The sequence below is a fragment of the Micromonospora sp. DT201 genome, assembly GCF_049841575.1.
Lineage (GTDB): Bacteria > Actinomycetota > Actinomycetes > Mycobacteriales > Micromonosporaceae > Micromonospora.
Genome location: NZ_JBNCKP010000038.1, coordinates 10,702 through 33,314, shown reverse-complemented (window position 1 = coordinate 33,314; position 22,613 = coordinate 10,702). Strand labels below are relative to the sequence as shown.

The following is a 22,613-nucleotide window of genomic DNA, read 5'->3' as shown; positions in this document are numbered from 1 at the left end:
TCGGTACTGATCATTGCCAGGTGACGGTGATGGGGTGGTGCGGGCGCACGAGGACGAAGCGTCCGACCGAGGGGTCCGCTAGGGCGGGAGCGTCGGGAATCTCGAAGCGAACTGAGCCCGAGCGATAGGTGGCATTCCAGGCGCGGATCTCCTCGCTGACGTGGTGCGCGAGGTCCCGCCCAGCGGGCCCGTGGCCGATGACGCCCACCTCGTACAGTCTGCTGCCGTCCGGCCTGGCCAGCGCCGGCCTGGTGGTCAGGTAGGCGAGGGCCCCGCCGCAGGTGGTCGCCATCGCGCCCCATCTGAACATCGGGGTGACAGCGCCGCGTTGGACGGCGCTGGCCTGCACGTTCATCCGCATGATGGCGTTGTCGAGGCGGCAAGCTAGCCAAAGGTCCATCCACTCGTACGGCTCCATCGGCGGGAAGAACACGTCGGTCCAGATCTTGCTCCGCTCGGTTTCCAGTACGCCGGCGAGTGCTGCGGCATCGACTTCCTGATCTTTGTGCACCTGCAGGATCACGTCCTGCTCAGGGGCGAGGGGAACGAGTCGGCGGGCGTCGTCGCCGATACCGCGCAGCGGCATGAACACGGCCAACTCACTGCCCTGGTCGCGCCACCCGCCGTCGTACCTCTCGAAGATGATGGAACGGGAGGCGGCCCCGCGCAGGCGCAGTGGTACGACGAGCCGCCCGCCTGGGGCGAGCTGCTCCAGCCACGCCGTCGGCGTCTCGTAGGCGCCGACGGTGGCGATGATCCGGTCGTAGGGGGCGGCCTCGGCGTGGCCGAGCGCTCCGTCGCCGAGCAGGACATCGACGTTGGCGACACCAGCGGCGGCGAGGTGCTTGCAGGCCCGGTCGACCAGGTCCTCGTCGACGTCGATCGTGACCACGCGTCCGCTGTCACCGACGATGGCTGCCAGGAGGGCCGCATTGTATCCGGTACCGGCCCCGGCTCCCATGACCCGCTGACCGGGCCGTACGTCGAATTGTTCGAGCATCGTGGCCACGATCCACGGCTGCGAGGCCGCGCTGATCGAGGTGCCACAGGCGTCCGTCTTGGTGTAAACGGGCTCGTCGGCGTACGCCTGCTTGAGTGTTACCCCTGGGAGGAACAGGTGTCGCGGGGTTCGGCGCATCGCGGCCTCGACGCCGGACGTGCGGATGACGTCCTCGGCACGTAGCCAGTCGATGAGATCGGTTCGCAGGTCGGAGGCAACGCGACGCGTGGTCACTTGCTCGACGCTAGCGGTCCTGGGGGTGGGTTCTCTGGTGGACACGATGCTCCTCGTGGCGCTCTGGACGACGATCTCCACCGTGAGTGTGGTGAGGGGGAGTGCCCTGATGTGTTACCGGCCGACGCACCACGAGGGGCGTGTCAGTCGGCCGCCGCACTCTGCCGTTGGCTCGCTTCAGCCGCCGCAGGCGGGTTCTCCCGCCTGACTTCGACCGACGTGGTCGGATCGGGCTGAGCGCGGGTTGACACGGCGTAGTGGCCAGAGTCGTGGTCCGCTTGGCAGACGCAGCGGCACTCCGGCGACGTAGCCGTGGAAGAGCAGGAAGTCCCGGGCGTTCTCGCTCGTCACTACTACGTCGGCAGGCAACCTGAGCTGGTCGACGACCTGGTGGTGACGGGCGAGCAGTGCGCTGCCAAAGCCCTGCCCCCGGCGGTCTCGCGCCACGTATAGCCACGCCAACCAGTGATGTGGCGCGTCCGACCGGTAGCCGTTCAGGAGGGCACTGAGCTGCTGAAACCGGGGCAACGCTCCCCTTGTGAAGGTACCTAGGTGGTGGTCCGACAAGACGGGCGCGTCCTCGGCTGGATGCCGGCGCCACACCGCGACGCCGCTCATGTCCAACAGCACATCGACATCGCCCCAGTCGACGGCGTGGTCGACTTCCATCGCCAGCACTCCCTGGAAAACGGACCGCCGCTCGGTTGGATCGGGTACCAGCCATTCGGCGATCGGGTCGTCGGCGAGGGATTGGGTCAGCAGCGTGGCGATAGCGGCCACATCCCCGGGTCTCGCTGGCCGTATGGGTGGAGTGGTCGCTGCGGAGGTCACAGGGACCGCCGGCGGGGCACGGGTCCGCTCGCGGGGAAGGCGGCCGGAGCCGCGGCGTCTGGCTGTCCGCGCCACATCCGCCAGATCGTCGGCCCAGTGGTCGGCAGGATCAGCGGAGGCCCGGCACGGTACCCGAGTCGGAGGTACAGCTCGCGGTTGCGGAGGTTGCTGGCCTCTAGGTAGGCGGGCATGCCGAGCGCGTCGAGGTGGCGGTGGTAGTGGCCGAGCATCGCGGCGCCTACGCCGCGGCCTTGTTGTTCCGCCTTAACCGCGGCATAGGCGAGGTAGTGATGCGGCTCGCTCGGATGGTGGGCCTCAAACACCGCGTCGAGAAGGTTGAACCTGGGCGCGAACACGCCGGTGGCCTCTTCCAGTTCCGGCTGGTGTTCCAGCGAGCCTTTGGGCGGGGGTTCGAGGCGGGGGTACCAGATCGCGACGGCGGACAGGTCTGTGGTGGTGTCGACGTGGCCGTGGTCGAGGCCGTGGTTCAGGACCAGCTCGAAGTACCGGCGGTAGACGGCGCGGCGGTCACTGTGGTCGGGGATCAGCCAGTCGGCTACGGGTCCGTCGAAGAACGCCTCGGCGAGGACGGAAATCAAATCCTCCGCGTCGTAGCGGCCTGCCTGGCGCACGGTCACGGTGGTGCTGATGTCGGTCATGATCACTCCTGGCTTTAGTCAGGCCGGTTGGCGGACGGCGGCAGGGCTGCGGAGGGACGCGGTGGCGCTTTCCGCGCCGAGGCCGATGGTGTCGTAGACGTCCGGCTTGCCGGTGCGAAGGATCAGCGCCCAGGCCGCGCCGAGGAGGGCGACGATGGCGTACGTGGCCGGGAAGAGCCAGCGCAGCGGCGAGTGTGGCGGAACGCCGAGGAGGGTGTCGAACTCCTGCACGGTGACGGCGAGGATCGCCGCCAGCGCGATCGTGGCGATCAGCGGCGCGACGACGGCCCGCCAAGGCCCTTCGGTGTGTCTCATCCGGGCGAAGAAGCCGACCACCGCGGCAGAGGTCACGGTCATCAGGACCAGAACGCCGAGGCCACCGGTCACAGTGACCCAGAAGAAGAGGTGCACGATCGGGTCGGCGTTCGCCACCGCGTAGCCGACGAGTACGGCCACAGCGATGACGCTCTGGATGATCGAGCCGACCTTCGGTGCGCCGGTGCGGTGGCTGGTCCGACCCAGTGCGGTGGGGAGCACCCGCTCGCGCCCGAGGGCGAACAGGTACCGGGCCACGGTGTGGTGGAACGACAGCAGCGCGGCGAACAGACTGGTGATGAAGAGGACGCGGCCGATGGTGATGACGCTCGTGCCGAGGTGCGGCGAGACGAGGTTGAAGATCAGATCGGTCCCGTCCGCGCGAGCGGCTTCCACGATCCTGTCGGGACCGCTGGCCACGGACATGGCCCACGCCGACAGGCCGTAGAGCAGACCGGTGATCGCCACGGCGATGTAGGTGGCGCGCGGTACGGTCCGGCGCGGGTCCTTCGTCTCCTCGCTGAAGACGACGGTGCCCTCGAAGCCGACGAAACCCGTGATCGCGGTGACCAGTGCGGCACCGATACCGGCGGCGAAGATGTGCGACGGGGCGAGGGTGTCGAAGGTGACCGTCCCGCTGGCAGGGTGGCCGACCATTACCGCGTCGAAGACGAGTGCGACGGCGCACTCGGCGACGAGCATGACCGCCAGGACCTTGCCGCTCAGGTCGATGCGCAGTAGACCGAGAACGGCGACAAGGGCCCAGGCGATCAGAGCGCACCCCCACCAGGTGGTGTCCCACCAGCCGTACTGGCTCTGCAGGAACTGGGCGAGGACCGCGCCGAACCCGCCGTACAGGCCGATCTGCATGGCGTTGTAGGCCAGCAGCGCGACCATGGCTGCGGCGACGCCGGCCGGGCGGCCGAGTCCCCGGGTGACGTAGGTGTAGAAGGCGCCGGCGTTGACGATCCGCCGGGACATGGCGACGTAGCCGACCGCAAACAAGGCGAGCACGGCGGCGACAACCAGGTACGACACGGGAATGCCTGTCACACCGGTAACGGCGTACCCGGTGGTTGCTCCACCGGCGATGACGGTGAGTGGCGCGGCCGCGGCGATCACGAAGAACACCACGGAGGGGATTCCGAGTCGGCCACGTGCCAGGACAGCCGTGACCGTGTCGGGTTTCGAGTGGGGCATGGTTTCTCTTTCGCCTGGGGTGGTTTGTGAATCGCACGTCAGGAGGTGCGGTGGCTGAGAACACCTGCGCCGATGACGCTGCTGAGATCGGCGAGGACGTCGCGTAGCGGCAGCCACGATTGATTGACCAGCTGGCGCAGGTGCGCCTGAGCGCTGTACGACGCGCCGTCGAGCAGGGCCGCGTCCAGCTGCGTATGCAGCGTCAGGCCGGCCAGCGCGATGTCGAAGTGGTCGAGCTGGCGGTAGTTGCGCACCTGCTGCGACAGTCGTGCCCACGACCAGGCGGCAGTGTTGATGTCGGTCGGCACGTAGATGGTGCGCTGTCGCCAGAGCCGAATGACCTGCTGCTGTTGAAGAAGCCCGACCTGCCACATGCGTGTGGCGACCTGTTCGTAGGCTGTGGTGGCCAGAAACGTCAGCCAGGTCCGGGTGTCGGTGTGCTGCGGCTGCGCGATCAACCGATCGAGGACGAGGTGCTGCAGCCAATCCTTCGGCGGGAAAGTATGGAGGACGTAGACCTTCCCATGCTCGAACGTGACGCGGCGTTCGTAGTACAGCTCGATGAGCAGCGCGGCGGCGAGGCCCGAGGCCAGTCCAGTGTCGTAGAGCCGGGGCCGGCCGGTCTGGTCGTCGTGGGCCATGTAGAAGAACTCGTCGGCGATGCGCGGGCAGACTGCGGCAGCGGTACCGACGGCTTTCACCGGTCGATGCGGCGGGACTGGCTCGCTATGGGCGGGCATGGCGTGCTCATCGGCCGTGCCTGGGGGTCTGTTCACCGAAGCTGGCCTTCCGGGAGTGAGTAATTGGCGGTGGGGAACAGCCCGAGCCGGGAGAGGAGGCGTCGGCCCTCGGCGTGGTGGGTGAGTTCCTCCACCGCCCAAGCGTGCTGCTTGCATTCGTTGTCGCTGCAGTGGAAGCAGGTGCGGGCGTCTACGTGCTGGAGCACCGTCAAGCGGGCCGACTCGAAACGGTCGACGGGACGGGCGCTTTCGTCGGTGCCGGTCACGGCGTCTGCGCCATCCGGCGTAGCGCGGCGACGCTGACGCGTAGCTCCATGCAGGGCGGGTGTAGATCAACCTTGGGGTAGTTGCATTGGGGTTGGTGGCCGCGTACCCACAGCCACTTGTCGCTGAGGTGCGCGAGGTCGGTGCGGAGCCAGGCGACGACGACGTCGACGTGCGTGCCAGGGGTCAGGTCCCGCCCGAAGGACCAATCGTCGGGCCCGAGCCTCAGCAGCGTCCCGGGCTCGACGGTGGGCAGATTGCCGGGGTCGTTCATGGTGCCGGCTTCACTTCACCCTGCGGGCTGAGACCTCTTTGCCAGTCGGCAGGCACCGGACCAAGAGCGGTCCAGAAGGCACGGTTTTCGGCGGCGCGCTCCTGAGCGGATTGTTGATCGGGGCTGGCGGCGCCGGTCCGGTTCCATCCGCTGTGGTGACCGAACAGCGTCGCCGCGCCTTCGCAGTCGATGCCGAACGGCCGGTACTGCCGACCGTCCTGTGCCGGGACGAACCACTTGATTCGCTTCGCCACCGTCATCTCCCCTCACTGGGTGGGTGCGCGGCGGGCCCTCCCCGGCCCTGGCCGCGCACCCGTCCGGCGGGTGCAGGGACCGCCCCGCACGGGGGAACGCGACGGGCCCTGCACCCTGCTCGACTGGGTGGCGCCGGAGCAGGCACCTCCCCAGCTGGATCACGGGCGATGGAGCAACCGCTTGGTGGGTTGCGACCCACTGCCGAACAACTGATTGCGACTCAACGATCACGGAATGCTGTACGACTGGGAATGCCGACCTCCGGTCCGACCTCGTGTACCGACTTCCGGTCCGACCGCCCTCTGAGCTGCGCATTCATGGTTGCGCAGGAACCGCCTCCAAGATCGTTTACCCGTTTGGTGGGGTTACATTGAGATCACCGAGCCGGCCGCATGGTCGACCGACTTGAGACGAAGCCGTGGAGGCCGCCGGTGACCAGACCCAGTCCGTACGTCCGGCGACGATGGCTTGGACGCGAGATCAGGCGCCTGCGCAACGAGCATGGGCTGGCGGCTGAACCACTCGCGCGCGCCGTTGGGTTCCCGCGGCAACAGCTCAGTGCCCTGGAAAATGGGCACCTCGGCCCCGACATCGATCTGGTCAGCGCGATCTGTGACTACCTGGCCGTTGGCGCCAACCGGCGGACAGCCATCATGGACGCGGCGACCGACGGCTGGGCGCGGGGATGGTGGATGGCCGACGCGGAACGGATGGGTGCCCGGCAGGCCACCTACGCCGACCTGGAGAGCGGCACAAGAACCATCACCGAGTACGCCCTGGCGCTGGTTCCTGGTTTGCTCCAGACGACGGCGTTTGCCGATGCTCGGCTGCGCAGCGACCCTGCCCGTCACGCCGAGACCTTCGACCCCGCCGCAGCGGTCGCCGCCCGGGCTTACCGACAGCAACTGCTGCTCGCCATCGATGGGCCACGTTACGACGTCGTGCTCGATGAGATAGCGATCCGGCGCTGTGCCGCCGACCCACACATCGTCACCGACCAGCTCAGGCACATCGTCGCGGTCTGTGCGGCACACCCAACCGTGACCGTCCGGGTGCTACCGATCGACGCCTCCATCAAGGGCCACAGCGCGCCCAGGTCCGCGTACTCGATCTACCGCTATCGCGACACGCCGGACTCCCTGGCTGTCGCCGTCGACACGCTGACGAGTGATCTGATTTACACCGAGCCGGATGAGGTCCAGCCCTATCTGAGCCTGCACAGCCGGCTGAAGGCCGCCGCACTTGCACCTGACATCAGCATTCATCTGCTCCGTGCCGCGGCGCAGGAGCTGTCACCCGTAGAAGGAGTTTCCGCATGACCTCGCGATACACGAGATGGCGCAAGTCCACCCGCAGCGACGATGGCAACTGCGTCGAGGTCGCCGACGCCGTCGACGGCACCGTCGGCGTGCGCGACTCGAAGGACCTCCCCGGCCCGATACTGGAATTCCGCCCCGCCACTTGGAGCGCCTTCACCAGCGGCCTCCGGGCCGGCAAGTTCAGCCGTTGATCCTGGCCAGAGTGCGCTGCAGCGCTATGCGGTGTGGCTCGGCTTTCGACTCGAGGGCTCGATCCCAATGGAACTGTGGCTCTCTGGGCCCGATGTTGGCATCCTGGACGTCGAATCCACATGGCTTCGAGTAGCCGACCAGCAGCAGGAAAGCGCCCGCTACGGGTGGACGTGAAAGGGGGAGCCAATGTCACGTCATCCCGATTCCGTTGTCGAACTTGGTTGGCGGCCCAGAGGTGATGGCGACGAAGGGCTCGGTCTTCACCTGCGAACGCGCCGGGACCGGTAGTGCCCCGCCACCCGGATACGGTAATCAGCCCGAACACTCTGCTCAGCGACGCCCGCCGGCGTCTAGCTTCACCTCGGCGAACAGGCCAATTCATGTCGCGCAGCGAGCTGGCCGACGCCGTCAACGCCGCTCTTGACGAGCTCTACCCCGGCAGGGTCCTCACCGCGCACTACGTCGACTCTCGCTGGATCGGCAAGCTCGAACGCGGCGAGCATCGTTGGCCAAGCGAAGAGCGTCGCGCCGCCCTCCGCCACGTTCTCGGTGCCGCCAGCGACGGCCAACTCGACCTCTATAGTCCCCGGCGTACCGATGTCACCAGTCCCGCCAACCACAGCATCGAGCAGCCGATGCCGGGAAGCTGGGATGAGACGATCTATCAGCTGCGAGCTCAGTGGCACCTGCTGGTCCAGAACGACAAGCTGTTCGGACCGCAGTATGCGTTGATCGGGGTCACAGCACAGCTCATGCTGCTCGACCGGCTTCTCAACGAGGCGCCATCGCCGTTTCGCCCCAGCCTCGTGCGGCTCGCTGCCCAGTACGCCGAGTCGGCGGCATGGCTGAACCACTCCCTCAACGACGCACCAACCGCGCAGCAGTGGACCCGGAAGGCGCTCGTCTGGGCGGAGCAGATTGCTGATCCGACCATGACGGCCTGGGCGACGTACCGCAGCAGCCAGCACTGGCTTATTGCCCGAAAGCCGCACCGCGCCGTGGAAGAGGCTGAAGCCGCAATGCTCCAAGACAAGAAGGTGCCCAGCCCGGTGCGGGCGGCACTTCGCGTCCAGCATGCCCATGCGCTTGCGACCGTTGGCGAGCACCACAAGGCCATGCAGCTCCTGGACAGCGCGCACGAGTGGGCGACGGACCGCCGTCCAGGCAAGCCTGAAGGCGAGCACGCCTCCTACTGCACGAGTGGCTACATCGAGGTTCACCGAGGCACCTGCCTGAGGATCGGGCGCCGACCGGACGAGGCCATCGCGGTTCTCGATGCCGCGTTGCCGTCGATCCCATCGCTTTACCGGCAGGACTTCACTGCAGCCCTTCTGACCAAAGCTGCCGCCCATGTAGCGGCTGACCAACCCGAGCAAGCTGCTGCCACGGCCCACATCGCGCTACCGATCGCCCGCCAAGCAGGCGCGCGCCGGATCCTGCATCAACTCAGCCAGATCGGCTCGGCTATTGACGAGCACCGTCAATTGGCCGACGTTCGTGCGTTCCTTGACGACCTTGTTGAGACTGCCTGATGGCCTCAGACCTCGAACTGTCCGCGATGCGGCAGGCCATCACCCTCTCCGCTCTTGGGCTAGGTACCACGAGCCCGAACCCGCCCGTCGGGTGCGTGATCCTGGACCGGCGCGGAACGGTGGTGGGCGCGGGATTTCACCGCCGTAAAGGGGAGCCGCACGCTGAAGCACACGCTCTCAACGCGGCGGGAGATGCGGCTCGCGGCGGTACAGCCGTCGTCACGCTTGAACCATGCAACCACGTCGGCGTCACACCAGCGTGTCGGCAGGAGTTGATCAACGCCGGTATCTCCCGGGTCGTCATCGCCATCATGGACCCAACGTCCCGCGGTGTAGGTGGCGCCTCGATGCTCGCCGCCGCAGGCATCGAGGTCGAGACCGACGTGTTGCCCGACGAAGCCCTGACCGTCCTTGAGCCGTGGTTGACCGCAACCGTGCGCCGAAGGCCGTACCTGACTTGGGCGTTTGCAGTGGAAGGTGGACATCAATCGGCCGCAGAAGAACGGCTCCTGCTCAACCGTCGCGCTAACGCGGACCTCGTCCTTGAGGGCAAGACCGTCGACGAGGGTGTTCCGGGAGGTCACGCTAGCGCGCACTTTGCACTACCCGGCGATGCCGACATTGGCATCGGCTTTTCGCAGTGGCTGTCAGGCGCCTACGAAGCCGGTGCCCGAAAAATGCTCATAGTCGGGCACGAGCACGCCGCCGTGCTTCGACCGCACCTGCATGCCGTCGACGAGCTTGTCGTCGCTGTGCCGCGAACTGACCCGTCTCGGGCGTTGGAAGTGGTCCATGCCGACCTCATACCGATCGGCTTCCGAGTGGTCGAAGTCGCGGCTCACGCGGACTCGTTGACGTCCCGCATGCGACGCCTCCGCGCGTAGCGCGGAATAAGGCTCGCAGCCGGACACCTGCTGATCACCGGCTGGCGCTACCCGCCAGGCACAACAAGACCCGTCACGCGGAGAGCGGCTCTCGACGACTGCGCTAGGGACTATCGCTACAGCGATCAGGCTAGCCCCGCCCGGTTCGACATTCGCGGGCGGTGACATGGTCGCCTACGGGGACCTGCGCGAGGCGCGCCTCACCCCACTCCGACACGCCGCGCAAGCATGGACGCACCTGCCGCTGTCGGCGTACGACTCTGTGTCCCCAGGTAGGTACGGATGAGCGTGGCCAGGCTGTTCGGAAGGTCAATCGGGCTGGGGCGGCGTCGGCGGAGACTACCGGGGGCGGCTTGTGGCGTAGCTTGGTTCGGTGCCGTTGACCTACCCTGCTGATGATCTTGCTGATGGTGCTGTTCGTCTTCGTCGTTGGCGGGAAGATGATCTGGACTGTGTTCGAGCCGCAGCCCAGGATCCGAGAATTGTCGAGGCCACGACGGTTCCGGGGATGTTCTCGGTCGATGCGGGACGGGCGTTCATCGCTCGGCAATGGAGTCGAGTCGACAGCGGTGAGGGTGTCTCACTTGCGATCGCTGATGCGGTGACTGATCAAGCGCTCGGTTCGGTCGTGCTCATGCTTCGGCCGCAGCCGGGGGTGGCTGGTCTCGGCTACTGGCTCATCCCGTCGGCGCGGGGGCTAGGAATCACCACTCGTGCGGTGAGGAAGGTGTCTTCGTGGGCGTTGGACATCGCGGGCATGGAGCGGGTGGAGGCGTGGGTGGAGCCGGACAACGAGGCGTCCCGACGGGTTCTCACTGCGGCTGCCTTCGAGCAGGAAGGTGTGCTGCGCAGCTTCCTGTCGTTTCCGGGCCGTCGCGCTGACGCGGTGGTCTTCTCCAGGATCCGAGGTCCTCGTCTTCGAAAAGCATGACTGTGGCCTGGCCCCGGGCTCAGGCGACGTTGGCTTGGCCGTCGATGGCGGTGAGGCGGTTCTTGAGCCGGTAGCTGGGTCCGTTGATGGCGACGACGTCGCAGTGGTGCAGGAGTCGGTCGAGGATGGCAGTGGCGAGGACTTCGTCGCCGAAGACCTGGCCCCATTCGCCGAAGCTCTTGTTCGAGGTGAGCAGGGGTATGAGAACTCTCGCGCCCGACGGGGCGTGTAGCTCAGCGTTAAGTCGGACCGAAGGTCGGCACACAAGGTCGGACCGCAAGTCGGCATTCCCAGCGGCTGCGCACTAGGAGAGTCTGGGCGCACGGAGCGATGACTTCGGATCCGTGAGTTCCGCAGGTTCTGCGGAGGGCACCGTCGATGTCACCTCCCGGCCCGCAGCCGAGAGCGCGACTCGCTCGGGGTGGTTCCGCGCCGGATGTTCGTTGCATGCACAGAGCCGCCGCGAGCCGTAGCGGCTCGAATACGTCGGAGGGGACGTTCATGAGCGTCGGAACCATAAACAGCGAAGTTCTGCGCCAAGCGATGGTCGATCAGCTGGCAAATGATCATGCCGACAAGGGCTTGACGTTGCGGCCTGAGGTGGAGGCTGCGATGCGGACGGTACCTCGAGAGCTGTTCACGCCGGGCCTTCCTGTTCAGGAGGCGTACGAAAACAGGGCGGTCATCACGAAGCGGCGCGGTGAGGAGAACATCAGCTCGGTGTCGGCGCCGTTCCTCATCGCGGAGATGCTCGGCCAGGCGGCTGACGCGCTGGGCGGTCTGCGCGGCCGTCACGTTCTGGAGATCGGTAGCGGCGGCTACAACGCCTCGCTGCTGCGGGAGCTCGTTGGCGCGACCGGTTCCGTGACCACGGTGGACATCGACCCAGACGTGACCGACCGGGCAGTCGCGTGCCTGGCATCGGCGGGCTACGCCGACGTCAAAGTCATGTGCGCCGACGCTGAGCATCCTGTTGAGCCCGGCCGCCGCTACGACCTGATCATCGTCACCGCTGGGGCGTGGGATATCCCGCCGGCGTGGTGCGACCAGCTCACCGACAATGGCGTTTTGGTGGTGCCGCTGCGCACGTTCGGGATGACGCGGTCGTGGGCGCTGCGCCGTGCCGGTGTCGGCCTGGTCAGCGTGAGCGATCGGCAGTGCGGGTTCGTGCCGGTGCAGGGCGACGGGGCGTACGACGTGCAGTACGTCGACGTGGCCGACGGAGTCCACCTGCGGCTCGATGAGGGCCAGCAGCTTGACTCCCAGCGCCTCGACGGCTTGCTCGAGACGCCCCGGCAGGAGGCATGGGCCGGAGTTAGCCTGCCGCCTCCTACCGTCTTGGCGGACTTGGACTTGTGGCTCGCGACCCGCATCGCCGCCTCGGGACAGGAGTTCGTGGTCCTGACCGCACAGGACGCGGCTATCTCGTCCGGCGTTGTCGCGCCGTCGTGGCGGTTCGGGACTCCCGCTGTCCTGCACGACGACACGTTCGCCTACCGGTCGGAGTTGCGGTGGACCGGCGACGCGTTCGATCTGGGCGCGTACGCCCACGGCGCTGCGACTGTCGCAGCGGCTGGGGCGGCCCGGCGATTGGTCAAGCACATGCGGGCCTGGGTGGCCGCCGGCTGCCCCGCGCCGGCGCTGCACGTCCTGCCCGCGCAGACCCCCGACGGCGACTTGCCAGCCGGGACGGCCGTGGACAAGCGGCACAGCCGCATCGTCCTGGCCTTCATCTAAAGAAGGGAGCCCTGATGGAGCTCGACGAGTACGAGGTCGGCCAGGAACACGTGGAAGGCGAGCTCAACCTCCGGCTGGTCGACGCCGGCCCCGCGTTGAGTGCGTACGCGACGGCCACCGACGACGGCTGCGGCTCGGGCAACACCGGCTCGAACGCCTGCACCGGCAAGTAACAACTGCGAGCTGCAGAGGGGCCCGACCTCCACGAGGTCGGGCCCCACCACCGAATCCCCTTTAGGTAACGCCGAGCCTCGGAGCGCGCGATGTATCAAGCTACGCAAGCAGCCTTGATCAGAGCGGCTACCTACCCTTCCGATCTGTCGCCACCGAGATGCCCCGACCTGACCTCCGAGCAGCCCGAGCAGTGGCGGCTTTGGCTGCAGCAGACATGGGCGTTACCAGGGTTCGCCGCCGCCGTTACCCACGCCGCTCCACAGCTGACTGACCAGATCACCCGTGTACTCACCGGTCACGGCGCGACCGGGCCGAGGCTGCGCCGCCTGGTGGAGGCGACAGTCCGATACCTGCTCAGGTGGACGACGCGGGCGACTCCGTTTGGCCGATTCGCCGGGGTCGCTCCGGTGCAGCTTGGCCCCCACGCGGCAGTCAGCTGGGGTGCGGAGCACTGCGAGGTGAAGCGCCCCGACGGCGGGTTCATCGCCGAGCACGCATCCCGTGCGGAACGAGACCTGCACACGGTCCGCACGGTTGCGGTCGTGACTAACCCGATCGGTTATCCGCGCGGCGGGGCCTGGGTGGTGCCCTGCGGCTACACCGACGGCGACCGGATCTGCGACGTGGAAGTCGATCTCACCGGCCCAGTACGTCGGGCGGTGCAACTCGCCCGCTCACCGATCGCGTTCGCCGACTTGACGGCTCGGATGACCGATCGGACGAGCACAGGGCTGCCGGACGGCACCGCGGATGCCGAGCGGCTATTGGCGGCGCTCGTCGCTGCTGGGGTCCTCGTGTCCGAGGTCCGCCCGCCGGTAACGGTGACCGACCCCGCAGCCCACCTCAGCCAGTACATCGACCTGCCCGAGCCCGGCGACCGCACTCAGGTTGACCTTCGCGTCGATTGCTCCGTGACTCTGCCACCGGCCGTGGTGCGTGAGGCGTGCGAGGCGGTAGCGGCGCTCGTCAGCGTGGCGCCGCGCCTTCCGGGCTGGACTGCCTACCACTCCGCGTTCATCGAACGCTGGGGACCAGGCGCGGCCGTACCGCTGCACGATGTTCTGCGCGTCCTGGGCTTTCCCGCCGGCTACCGCGGCTCGCTGCGCCGCGACCCGGCGGAACTGACTGCCCGCGACGTTCTCCTCGCGGAACTCGCCCAGCGTGCGGCCCTGCAGAACTGCGCCGAGGTGGTGCTCGACGCCGAGCTCATCGACCAATTGCGCGGTGACGACGACCGGCCTCCGGTCCCGCACACCGAACTTCAGTTCACCCTCGCCGCGGCTACGCTCCGGGACCTCGACCGAGGCGACTTCACGCTCACGGTCGTCAGCGGCGCCCGCCACGCAGGCACCGCAGCAGCCCGATTTCTGCACCTGCTCACCCCGTCCGAACGCGCGCTGTTCTCTAACGTCTACACCCACCTGCCAACGGCCCTGCCCGGCGCGGACGCGGTACAGATCTCCGGCCCTCCACTGGGCAACCGGCTAGCCGCACTCGCCCGCGCTCCCGAGCTGCTGCCCGTCCTGCCCGTCGGCGACTTCCACCCTGATCCGCGATGGACTCTCGCGGACCTGGCCGTCGCAGGCGACGGTCAACGGCTCTGGCTCGTGTCGCGCACGACAGGACGGCCCGTCGAGCCCATGCTGCTCAACTGCCTGCAGCTGCCGACGCTCCAGCAGCCGATCGTCCGGTTTCTGACGGAGATCCCCATCGCGTGGACGGCACCGTGCGTCCCGTTCGACTGGGGCCGTTGCCACGGCCTGCCGTTCCTGCCACGCGTACGGCGAGGCCGGTCGATCCTGCACCCGGCCCGCTGGATCATCACCGCAGCAGCACTACCTGGGCGCGGTATGCCGTGGCACCAGTGGCGAGAGGCCTGGCAGCGCCACCGCGAACAGCACCGGCTACCCGCAGACGTACTCCTTGGCAGCGGTGACGCATGGCTACGCCTCGACCTGGATGAGACCGCCCACCTGGCGGTGCTGCGCAGCCACCTTGGCAGGCACAGACGTGCCACGCTCACCGAGGCGCCCGGACGGGCCGGCTGGATCGACGACAGACCCGCCGAACTCCTGCTCACCCTTACCCGCACGCCACCGCGCGAAGAACTGTCTCCTCGACCATCGCGGCCCGCCAGCACCTTGCAACACCGTCCTGGTCAGTCGCGTTGGCTAGACGCCCGGCTTACTGGCCGGAGCGAGCGCATCCTCGCCGACCTATCCAAGCGACCCGAGGCGTTACCGGCTGGCTGGTGGTTCCTGCGCTACCCCAACCCGGAACCCCACCTGCGGCTGCGCATCCCACTCGGCGACGCCAACCAGTTCGCCGACGTTGCCCGGGACGTTGCCGCCTGGGCTGAACGGCTCGACGAGCAAGGCCTCCTGGCGGACTACAGCCTGGCCACCTACCGACCCGAGACACGCCACGGCACCGGACCCACCCTCGCCGCAGCCGAAGCTGTATTCGCCGCCGACTCCCGCGCCGTCCTCGCGACGCTGAACGACGACCGGCACGCCACCACCGCCGCCAACATGATCACCATTGCCCACGGTTTCACCGGCGACGGGGCGGGGTGGATATCCGAGCATGTGCCGCACCACAGCGGCCCGCGGCTGGACCCCACCCAGCTCGGTCACGCCCGCCGATCCCGCCGAGATGACGACCTGACAGCGGCGCTTGCTGCCTACCGGAAGCTTGTCGACCGAGACGGTCTCGATCCGGATCAGGTGCTGGCTGATCTGCTCCACCTGCACCACGCCCGCATGATCGGGGTCGACCTCGCATCCGAACGGCATTGCCTCCGCCTCGCCCGCGCCGTCGCCCACACCACTCTCATCCGCGGCGCGTCATGACCGAGGGACAGTCACTCGCCGATGGGGCAGTCGGCATCGCCCTCTGGCACCTCGAAACCGGCAGGTGGCAGGCGGCGCACGCCCTGCTCGAGCAGGCAACCGCCGGCGGCGTCAGCGTCACCGACAACGCCAGCCTCTACTACGGCGTACCCGCGCTCGCATTCGTCCTCGCCGCGTCCGACCAACCCGCGCTCACCCGAGCCCAAGCCGTCGCTGCCGCCGGGACCGCCACGGTGACCCGCCGTCGACTACACAGCGCTCACCGCCGCATCGACCAGCGCCAACAGCCGCCGTACGCCGAATTTGACCTCATCCGCGGCCTGGCTGGCCTCGGCGTCGCCCTGCGCCGCATCGGGGACCTCGAACTTCTCCGCGAGGTACTGACCTACCTCGTACGACTCACCGAACCCATCGGCGGGCTCCCCGGCTGGTGGTGCCCGCACGGACCCCACCGCAACGCGCCGGGACCAGCCGGAGGCCACAGCAACCACGGCATCGCCCACGGCATCACCGGCCCGCTCGCGCTCCTGGCGCTCACAATTTGCGACGGCATCACCGTCGACGGACACACCCAGGCGATCAACCGCATCTGCCAGTGGCTCGACGCCTGGCAACGCCACACCAGCACCGGCCCATGGTGGCCACAGACCATCACACTCGACGGCCTCCGCCGCGGCGACCCAAGCCAGCGCGGACCGCTCCGGCCATCCTGGTGCTACGGCACACCCGGCATCGCCCGCGCCCAGCAACTCACCGCGCTCGCCCTCGGCGACACCACACGCCAACACCTTGCCGAGAGCGCGCTCATCGCCTGCCTGAACGACCCGACCCAGCTCGGTCAACTCACGGACCGCGGCCTTTGCCACGGGACTGCCGGACTCCTCGCGACTGCACGCCGCATCGCCGCCGACGCGCTCACACCCATACCCCTCACACCACTGCAGCGCCTCCACCAGCAGGCGCCAGCGGCGGTCGACGAACCGGCAGGCTTCCTCGACGGGAAATCCGGCGCAGCCTTGGCCGCGACCGGAACCACGAAGACCTCGTGGGACGCCTGCCTCCTGCTCTGCTAATCCGCCACAACGACCGGACGGCACCGATGGAACAGACGCCCTGGAAGCAGGTAAACATCGCTTTCCCCGGCCCAGACGCAGGACAGCGGGAGAGGCACGCCGTCGAACACCTCTCCCGCGTGCTACCCGCTGCTGAAGCCGAAGGTCTCATCAGCTCCTGGTGGTTCATCCGCAAGGGCCCCTGGCGGATCCGCTACCTCCCAGCAACATCCACCGAGGACCCGGCGCACACACTGCTCACCGACAACGTCAACTGGACCAACGACATCTACGAACCGGAAACCCACGCGTTCGGTGGCCCCGCCAGCATGACCGCCGCCCACGCCCTGTTCCACCACGACAGCCGCCACCTACTGGACTACCTCACCAGCAACCCCGACGACCGGCGGGAACACGCACTCATCCTGTGCACTGCGCTCATGCGCGCCGCTGGCCTCGACATCAACGAGCAAGGCGACGTTTGGGCCAGAATCGCCGCTCAGCGCGGTGCGTTGGCGAGCCCAGCACCCACCCAGGACCTTCGAGCGTGGACTGATCTCACCGCCGACGTCCGCCACCTCCTGCTCGGCTCACCTCGCGCGGGCGGCATCGCCAGCGACTGGCTGAGCACCTTCGAAGACACCGGGACGGCACTGCGCACCCTCCGCGAGTCGGGCAAGCTCACACGAGGGATCCGCGGAATCACCGCGTTACACGTGATCTTCCACATGAACCGCCTCGGAGTCCGCGCGAGCACCCAAGCCACCCTCGCCCGCGCCGCCAAGGAGGCCATTCTCAACGACGCAAAGACGTGACGTTGAGAAGCTGATGGTGGAGTAGTGTCGAACGTCCCGCGTACCGTATCCGAACCTCGACCGGCCCAGGTGATGACCTGCTCTCTGCGACGGGTCCTCGCCTGCCTCGGGCGGAGAATGACGTCGCTGACCTACTCGATCCGATGCCCGTGCTCGACCTGATCGCCCATCGAGTTAACGCTTGCCGACGCATCGATCGAGCTGGCCGCAATTCCGATCGACGCGGGTGATCCTTCTAGGGCGCAAGTCAGCTCTCCGTGCTTAAGGTACAGGCCGCTGCCGAGGAGGTCTGAACGGCCATGCATCCATGTTCAATTTTTCGCGGACATTTCAGTGATCAAAAGGTACTGCGGGCACGTTCAGTCGGCGGTGCACGGCGTCGCGTTCGCGGACCAGCAAGCCGGACTATCGTCCGGCGGATCGCCGTGCCGCGATGGCGGCAGCTCGGCGGTGTCGCCGAGCTGTCCCACTAGGGCGCGGGAATCAGTTGATCTAGGAACCTCTGGCGATGGCGGGTTGAGCTTGGGGTTCCGAACTCAAAAATCGGGCGATAACGGTAACTTTCGCCTGAGCGGAGTGCCTGGTGGTGCTCGAAGTTGATGAATCTATGCTGATGAGCAACTGCTGCGCCCGGTCTTCGGACCGGGCGAGGATCGCAACCCGTCCTCGACCTGCTGCGCCGTCCGGGCCTGCTCCGCGCTGCGCCCGGTCTTCGGACCGGGCGAGGATCGCAACTCCGGTGCCGGGGGCCAACCGGAGGTTTTCCGCCGTGAGCTGCGCCCGGTCTTCGGACCGGGCGAGGATCGCAACGAGGTGAGCGTCGGTGGGAAGCGTCACACGCTCGCGTCGCTGCGCCCGGTCTTCGGACCGGGCGAGGATCGCAACGTCAAAAACCGCGATGAGTAGCGGCGGGCGCTCCCGGCGCTGCGCCCGGTCTTCGGACCGGGCGAGGATCGCAACCGGGCGCGGAAGTGTGGGTGCCTTTCCAGGCTCCGCGCTGCGCCCGGTCTTCGGACCGGGCGAGGATCGCAACTCCGGCTCCTCCGGCTTCTCCATATCGATTCCGCCAGCTGCGCCCGGTCTTCGGACCGGGCGAGGATCGCAACCACTCCCGGGTGCCCGCCCGCCGCGTCGACCTCACGGGCTGCGCCCGGTCTTCGGACCGGGCGAGGATCGCAACAGCGGCGACTCAACGCGCGGATCGGCGCCGGGCTGGTCGTGCTGCGCCCGGTCTTCGGACCGGGCGAGGATCGCAACTCCCAGTAGTAGGCGTGCTCGCCTTCCGAGTTGGCCACGCTGCGCCCGGTCTTCGGACCGGGCGAGGATCGCAACGTGACCTCCACCGACGTGCTGTACCTGCTCTCCCAGGGCTGCGCCCGGTCTTCGGACCGGGCGAGGATCGCAACATGACGATCGACGGCAGGGTCAACAACACCACCGAGCTGCGCCCGGTCTTCGGACCGGGCGAGGATCGCAACTTTATCCCCGTTGTCACCGCGCTGCGCGGCGGCAACGCTGCGCCTGGTCTTCGGACCGGGCGAGGATCGCAACGGGCCCGGCCGGTGCGGGTGGTGGTCATGGGCGGCGCGCTGCGCCCGGTCTTCGGACCGGGCGAGGATCGCAACACCGCCGGCGCCCGTGTACTACACAGTCACGGTCGCGCTGCGCCCGGTCTTCGGACCGGGCGAGGATCGCAACGTCTACCGGGTCGACCGGGCGCCCGGTCCCCGGACCGGGCGAGGATCGCAACAGTCGACTACCGACCCGCGATCCTGGGCCTACTCCAGGCTGCGCCCGGTCCCCGGACCGGGCGAGGATCGCAAGCGCCTCTGCCGTCTTGCCGTCGACCAGCATCCGGTAGCTGCGCCCGGTCCCCGGACCGGGCGAGGATCGCAAGGCGCTGCCTCGCTCGCTGTCGATCTGCTTGTTGCAGGCTGCGCCCGGTCCCCGGACCGGGCGAGGATCGCAACGACGCCGCACTGGGCCGCTAGTCCCGGAAAGACCAGAGCTGCGCCCGGTCCCCGGACCGGGCGAGGATCGCAACTTAGCCGTGGGGACCTTTCCAGGTGCCGGAGCAGTAGCTGCGCCCGGTCCCCGGACCGGGCGAGGATCGCAACTCCACACCCAGCACGAAACCGCGCAGGTCGTCCCAGTGCTGCGCCCGGTCCCCGGACCGGGCGAGGATCGCAACCATCATCGGGCCGTCCGAGGCGGGCAAGACGCAATTAGCTGCGCCCGGTCCCCGGACCGGGCGAGGATCGCAACTGCATGGCCATCGTGGCGTTGCCCGCCCTGATGCGGCTGCGCCCGGTCCCCGGACCGGGCGAGGATCGCAACCGGCCCCGGGCAGGGCGCCTCTTTGCGTACGCGGCTCGCTGCGCCCGGTCCCCGGACCGGGCGAGGATCGCAACAAAGACGCGGTGATCGCCGTCCGGGTCTGGACGTCCGAGCTGCGCCCGGTCCCCGGACCGGGCGAGGATCGCAACTCCCTGGTGGGACCGGTTGTCGGAATTCGGGGACACGGGCTGCGCCCGGTCCCCGGACCGGGCGAGGATCGCAACGATTGTTCCGGGCTGGTGATCTACAGCCTGAAGCAAAGCTGCGCCCGGTCCCCGGACCGGGCGAGGATCGCAACGCCGGAACCAACGTTCGGATGTACCAGGAATTCCGAAGCTGCGCCCGGTCCCCGGACCGGGCGAGGATCGCAACCATCCCGTCGACTACCGCCCCGTCGGGGGCGTCGAGGTAGCTGCGCCCGGTCCCCGGACCGGGCGAGGATCGCAACCGGAGCATGTTCGCCTCGGCGGCCCGCTACGTGGAGCGCTGCGCCCGGTCCCCGGACCGGGCGAGGATCGCAACCTCTTCACCTCCGGCAGCTCAGCCAGCGTCACCTGCGCTGCGCCCGGTCCCCGGACCGGGCGAGGATCGCAACTTTCCACCGACCGCATCCCCGACGGCTTGGCCGACACGCTGCGCCCGGTCCCCGGACCGGGCGAGGATCGCAACAATCGGCGGGGCGGTGGTGTCGATCCTGAACGGTGTGGCTGCGCCCGGTCCCCGGACCGGGCGAGGATCGCAACCGCTACGGCCAACTCGATCCGCCACCGACCCGATGGAGCTGCGCCCGGTCCCCGGACCGGGCGAGGATCGCAACGACCTACCCGACGCGGTCGGCACATGGGGCCCTGACGCTGCGCCCGGTCCCCGGACCGGGCGAGGATCGCAACCCGTTGGTTTGGTGCTGCACCGCCTGCACCTTTCCGAGCTGCGCCCGGTCCCCGGACCGGGCGAGGATCGCAACATGGACGGCGCCGACCCGACGGCGTCGCTCAAGCCAGGCTGCGCCCGGTCCCCGGACCGGGCGAGGATCGCAACCTTGTCGTGCTGCCCGCGGTCGCGGCCATGGTGCTGGCTGCGCCCGGTCCCCGGACCGGGCGAGGATCGCAACCGGGTGCCCGCTGCAACGCGCCTAGCCGGTCTATCGCTGCGCCCGGTCCCCGGACCGGGCGAGGATCGCAACGACGACGGTGCCGACTGTGCCGGTGACGCCGTCGAGCGCTGCGCCCGGTCCCCGGACCGGGCGAGGATCGCAACTAATAACGCCAGTTTAGAACCTCAGACGGCTGTCGCCAGCTGCGCCCGGTCCCCGGACCGGGCGAGGATCGCAACTTGGCCGCCGACGAGGTGTCGGCGTCTGAGCTGCGGTGCTGCGCCCGGTCCCCGGACCGGGCGAGGATCGCAACCACGGCTTGCCGCCGAGCACCCGCATCGGCTTGTCGTGCTGCGCCCGGTCCCCGGACCGGGCGAGGATCGCAACCCTAGTTCCCTGCACCTTGCACGGGTGGAGTTGCAGTGCTGCGCCCGGTCCCCGGACCGGGCGAGGATCGCAACATCTTAAGGCCGGGCCGCACGCCGAATGATCGGGGCCGGCTGCGCCCGGTCCCCGGACCGGGCGAGGATCGCAACGCGTGCTCGCCGTGCGGTGTCGGTTTCGGGCTTGCCGGCTGCGCCCGGTCCCCGGACCGGGCGAGGATCGCAAATGGTGCCTAAAGCTCCGCCGGGCCATGTCCGAGTGGGAGCTGCGCTCGGTCCCCGGACCGGGCGAGGATCGCAACGTCATCCTGGGCACCACGGCCGGCATGTGGGTCACTCGCTGCGCCCGGTCCCCGGACCGGGCGAGGATCGCAACGACGGGATCACCATCAGCCCCGACGGGCCGCCTGCCGCTGCGCCCGGTCCCCGGACCGGGCGAGGATCGCAACTCGTCGGCGACGGCGAAAGGGCAGGCGAACCTGTCGGCTGCGCCCGGTCCCCGGACCGGGCGAGGATCGCAACGGGTGTGGGTCAACGAAGGCGACAGCCGTGGATGGCAGCTGCGCCCGGTCCCCGGACCGGGCGAGGATCGCAACGGGTGTGGGTCAACGAAGGCGACAGCCGTGGATGGCAGCTGCGCCCGGTCCCCGGACCGGGCGAGGATCGCAACCGGTCAAGGATCACGACCCGTCCGCCCCGCCGGAGGATGCTGCGCCCGGTCCCCGGACCGGGCGAGGATCGCAACCGGTCGGTCGAGGTGATCAGGGCACGGATCGCCTGGTCGCTGCGCCCGGTCCCCGGGCCGGGCGAGGATCGCAACGAGAACATCGCCTACATCTGCGGCGAGTGGGGCAAGCTGCGCCCGGTCCCCCGACCGGGCGAGGATCGCAACCCGCAGGTCACGAGCTGTCTAGTCTGTAGCGGAACGAGCTGCGCCCGGTCCCCGGACCGGGCGAGGATCGCAACTGGGACAAGGCCGCGAAGCCCATGCGGGACATGGTCAGGCTGCGCCCGGTCCCCGGACCGGGCGAGGATCGCAACGCCGTGCAGACCTGGACCAGGCATCAGGGCGGCATCGGCTGCGCCCGGTCCCCGGACCGGGCGAGGATCGCAACAACGCCGGGTTGAAGCTGGCAAGCTCCGCGGTGCCGCGCTGCGCCCGGTCCCCGGACCGGGCGAGGATCGCAACGACGACGTGGTCAACCAGGCCGGCGCCGGCGCCACCCGCTGCGCCCGGTCCCCGGACCGGGCGAGGATCGCAACGACGTGTCCCTGCTCGTGATCCGCCCCGGAGGTAACTGCTGCGCCCGGTCCCCGGACCGGGCGAGGATCGCAACGCGGGGTTGGCGTCGATCAGGGTGCGGATGGCGCGGAGCTGCGCCCGGTCCCCGGACCGGGCGAGGATCGCAACTGGAGCAGGATGCCGGCGTTCAGCTCAGCGGTCGTGCTGCGCCCGGTCCCCGGACCCGGGGCCGCACGACCCGACCCCCCCCACCCAGTTAGGGCGGGGCCCTCACCTGCGCCCCGTCCCCCCCCCCCG

18 protein-coding genes, 2 pseudogenes and 1 CRISPR repeat array are annotated in these 22,613 nt (G+C 68.7%); of the genes and pseudogenes, 10 read left to right on the top strand and 10 right to left on the bottom strand.

The annotated features are described in order from the left end of the window. Positions 1-10: 10 nt before the first annotated feature. The 8 genes from fxlM (ACLQ28_RS33540) to ACLQ28_RS33505 all read right to left on the bottom strand — a co-directional run bounded on the left by fxlM (ACLQ28_RS33540) (position 11) and on the right by ACLQ28_RS33505 (position 5,777). Positions 11-1,234, bottom strand: a complete 1,224-nt coding sequence (gene fxlM, locus ACLQ28_RS33540; RefSeq protein WP_425690268.1) for a methyltransferase, FxLD system — start codon at positions 1,232-1,234, stop codon at positions 11-13. Between the two features lie 177 nt (positions 1,235-1,411). Continuing rightward, on the bottom strand, positions 1,412-2,014 hold the full coding sequence (locus ACLQ28_RS33535) for a GNAT family N-acetyltransferase (RefSeq protein ID WP_425690267.1): 603 nt from the start codon (positions 2,012-2,014) through the stop codon (positions 1,412-1,414). Positions 2,015-2,061: 47 nt separating this feature from the next. Next, positions 2,062-2,724 (bottom strand): GNAT family N-acetyltransferase, encoded by a 663-nt coding sequence (locus ACLQ28_RS33530; RefSeq protein WP_425690266.1) that lies wholly within the window; start codon positions 2,722-2,724, stop codon positions 2,062-2,064. Positions 2,725-2,742: 18 nt separating this feature from the next. Further along, positions 2,743-4,239 (bottom strand): APC family permease, encoded by a 1,497-nt coding sequence (locus tag ACLQ28_RS33525; RefSeq protein ID WP_425690265.1) that lies wholly within the window; start codon positions 4,237-4,239, stop codon positions 2,743-2,745. Positions 4,240-4,277: 38 nt separating this feature from the next. Beyond that, positions 4,278-4,979: a GOLPH3/VPS74 family protein gene (locus ACLQ28_RS33520; RefSeq protein WP_425690264.1), complete on the bottom strand. Its 702-nt coding sequence runs from the start codon at positions 4,977-4,979 to the stop codon at positions 4,278-4,280. A gap of 32 nt (positions 4,980-5,011) precedes the next feature. Further along, positions 5,012-5,245 (bottom strand): hypothetical protein, encoded by a 234-nt coding sequence (locus ACLQ28_RS33515; RefSeq protein WP_425690263.1) that lies wholly within the window; start codon positions 5,243-5,245, stop codon positions 5,012-5,014. Then, the gene (locus tag ACLQ28_RS33510; protein ID WP_425690262.1) at positions 5,242-5,517 is read right to left on the bottom strand and encodes a hypothetical protein; all 276 of its coding nucleotides are present in this window, start codon (positions 5,515-5,517) and stop codon (positions 5,242-5,244) included. Before ACLQ28_RS33510 ends, ACLQ28_RS33515 begins: the two co-directional genes overlap by 4 nt. Then, on the bottom strand, positions 5,514-5,777 hold the full coding sequence (locus tag ACLQ28_RS33505; protein WP_425690261.1) for a hypothetical protein: 264 nt from the start codon (positions 5,775-5,777) through the stop codon (positions 5,514-5,516). The genes ACLQ28_RS33510 and ACLQ28_RS33505 overlap by 4 nt, the downstream gene beginning before the upstream one ends. A 426-nt stretch (positions 5,778-6,203) precedes the next feature. On the opposite strand from ACLQ28_RS33505, the gene ACLQ28_RS33500 reads away from it, so the two are divergent. From ACLQ28_RS33500 to ribD, 4 genes and pseudogenes are all read left to right on the top strand, one after another. After that, entirely contained in the window at positions 6,204-7,091 is an 888-nt protein-coding gene (locus ACLQ28_RS33500) for a helix-turn-helix domain-containing protein (RefSeq protein ID WP_425690260.1), read from the top strand. After that, entirely contained in the window at positions 7,088-7,282 is a 195-nt protein-coding gene (locus tag ACLQ28_RS33495) for a DUF397 domain-containing protein (RefSeq protein ID WP_425690259.1), read from the top strand. Before ACLQ28_RS33500 ends, ACLQ28_RS33495 begins: the two co-directional genes overlap by 4 nt. A gap of 381 nt (positions 7,283-7,663) precedes the next feature. Continuing rightward, entirely contained in the window at positions 7,664-8,815 is a 1,152-nt protein-coding gene (locus ACLQ28_RS33490; RefSeq protein ID WP_425690258.1) for a hypothetical protein, read from the top strand. After that, positions 8,815-9,225 (top strand): annotated as a pseudogene (gene ribD, locus ACLQ28_RS33485) (bifunctional diaminohydroxyphosphoribosylaminopyrimidine deaminase/5-amino-6-(5-phosphoribosylamino)uracil reductase RibD); the annotation flags it as partial. The gene ACLQ28_RS33490 and the pseudogene ribD, both read left to right, overlap by 1 nt. A gap of 237 nt (positions 9,226-9,462) precedes the next feature. Here the strand turns inward: ribD and ACLQ28_RS33480 are convergent. Continuing rightward, positions 9,463-9,657, bottom strand: coding sequence for a hypothetical protein (locus ACLQ28_RS33480; RefSeq protein WP_425690278.1), 195 nt, complete (start codon positions 9,655-9,657; stop codon positions 9,463-9,465). Positions 9,658-10,072: 415 nt separating this feature from the next. Between ACLQ28_RS33480 and ACLQ28_RS33475 the strand changes: the two genes are divergently transcribed. Next, on the top strand, positions 10,073-10,630 hold the full coding sequence (locus ACLQ28_RS33475; RefSeq protein WP_425690257.1) for a GNAT family N-acetyltransferase: 558 nt from the start codon (positions 10,073-10,075) through the stop codon (positions 10,628-10,630). Between the two features lie 19 nt (positions 10,631-10,649). Here the strand turns inward: ACLQ28_RS33475 and ACLQ28_RS33470 are convergent. After that, positions 10,650-10,826, bottom strand: a pseudogene (locus ACLQ28_RS33470) (ATP-binding protein); the annotation flags it as partial. A gap of 305 nt (positions 10,827-11,131) precedes the next feature. On the opposite strand from ACLQ28_RS33470, the gene fxlM (ACLQ28_RS33465) reads away from it, so the two are divergent. From fxlM (ACLQ28_RS33465) to ACLQ28_RS33445, 5 genes are all read left to right on the top strand, one after another. Beyond that, a complete protein-coding gene (fxlM, locus tag ACLQ28_RS33465) occupies positions 11,132-12,367 on the top strand; it encodes a methyltransferase, FxLD system (protein ID WP_425690256.1) in 1,236 nt (411 codons plus the stop codon). Between the two features lie 14 nt (positions 12,368-12,381). Continuing rightward, positions 12,382-12,540, top strand: coding sequence for an FxLD family lanthipeptide (locus tag ACLQ28_RS33460; RefSeq protein ID WP_425690255.1), 159 nt, complete (start codon positions 12,382-12,384; stop codon positions 12,538-12,540). A 90-nt stretch (positions 12,541-12,630) separates the two neighbouring features. After that, the gene (locus tag ACLQ28_RS33455; RefSeq protein ID WP_425690254.1) at positions 12,631-15,393 is read left to right on the top strand and encodes a lantibiotic dehydratase; all 2,763 of its coding nucleotides are present in this window, start codon (positions 12,631-12,633) and stop codon (positions 15,391-15,393) included. Beyond that, on the top strand, positions 15,390-16,466 hold the full coding sequence (locus tag ACLQ28_RS33450; protein ID WP_425690253.1) for a lanthionine synthetase C family protein: 1,077 nt from the start codon (positions 15,390-15,392) through the stop codon (positions 16,464-16,466). The genes ACLQ28_RS33455 and ACLQ28_RS33450 overlap by 4 nt, the downstream gene beginning before the upstream one ends. A 26-nt stretch (positions 16,467-16,492) precedes the next feature. After that, entirely contained in the window at positions 16,493-17,260 is a 768-nt protein-coding gene (locus tag ACLQ28_RS33445; RefSeq protein ID WP_425690252.1) for a thiopeptide-type bacteriocin biosynthesis protein, read from the top strand. 623 nt (positions 17,261-17,883) lie between these two features. Continuing rightward, positions 17,884-22,484: direct repeats of the CRISPR family, unit length 37 nt; unit sequence GCTGCGCCCGGTCCCCGGACCGGGCGAGGATCGCAAC. Between the last annotated feature and the right edge of the window lie 129 nt (positions 22,485-22,613).

Coding starts and splice junctions, on each gene's coding strand:
- ACLQ28_RS33530 (WP_425690266.1), bottom strand. CDS start 2,724: ATGACCGACATCAGCACCACCGTGACCGTGCGCCAGGCAGGCCGCTAC.
- ACLQ28_RS33525 (WP_425690265.1), bottom strand. CDS start 4,239: ATGCCCCACTCGAAACCCGACACGGTCACGGCTGTCCTGGCACGTGGC.
- ACLQ28_RS33520 (WP_425690264.1), bottom strand. CDS start 4,979: ATGCCCGCCCATAGCGAGCCAGTCCCGCCGCATCGACCGGTGAAAGCC.
- ACLQ28_RS33510 (WP_425690262.1), bottom strand. CDS start 5,517: ATGAACGACCCCGGCAATCTGCCCACCGTCGAGCCCGGGACGCTGCTG.
- ACLQ28_RS33505 (WP_425690261.1), bottom strand. CDS start 5,777: ATGACGGTGGCGAAGCGAATCAAGTGGTTCGTCCCGGCACAGGACGGT.
- ACLQ28_RS33495 (WP_425690259.1), top strand. CDS start 7,088: ATGACCTCGCGATACACGAGATGGCGCAAGTCCACCCGCAGCGACGAT.
- ACLQ28_RS33490 (WP_425690258.1), top strand. CDS start 7,664: ATGTCGCGCAGCGAGCTGGCCGACGCCGTCAACGCCGCTCTTGACGAG.
- fxlM (WP_425690256.1), top strand. CDS start 11,132: ATGAGCGTCGGAACCATAAACAGCGAAGTTCTGCGCCAAGCGATGGTC.
- ACLQ28_RS33460 (WP_425690255.1), top strand. CDS start 12,382: ATGGAGCTCGACGAGTACGAGGTCGGCCAGGAACACGTGGAAGGCGAG.
- ACLQ28_RS33455 (WP_425690254.1), top strand. CDS start 12,631: ATGTATCAAGCTACGCAAGCAGCCTTGATCAGAGCGGCTACCTACCCT.
- ACLQ28_RS33450 (WP_425690253.1), top strand. CDS start 15,390: ATGACCGAGGGACAGTCACTCGCCGATGGGGCAGTCGGCATCGCCCTC.
- ACLQ28_RS33445 (WP_425690252.1), top strand. CDS start 16,493: ATGGAACAGACGCCCTGGAAGCAGGTAAACATCGCTTTCCCCGGCCCA.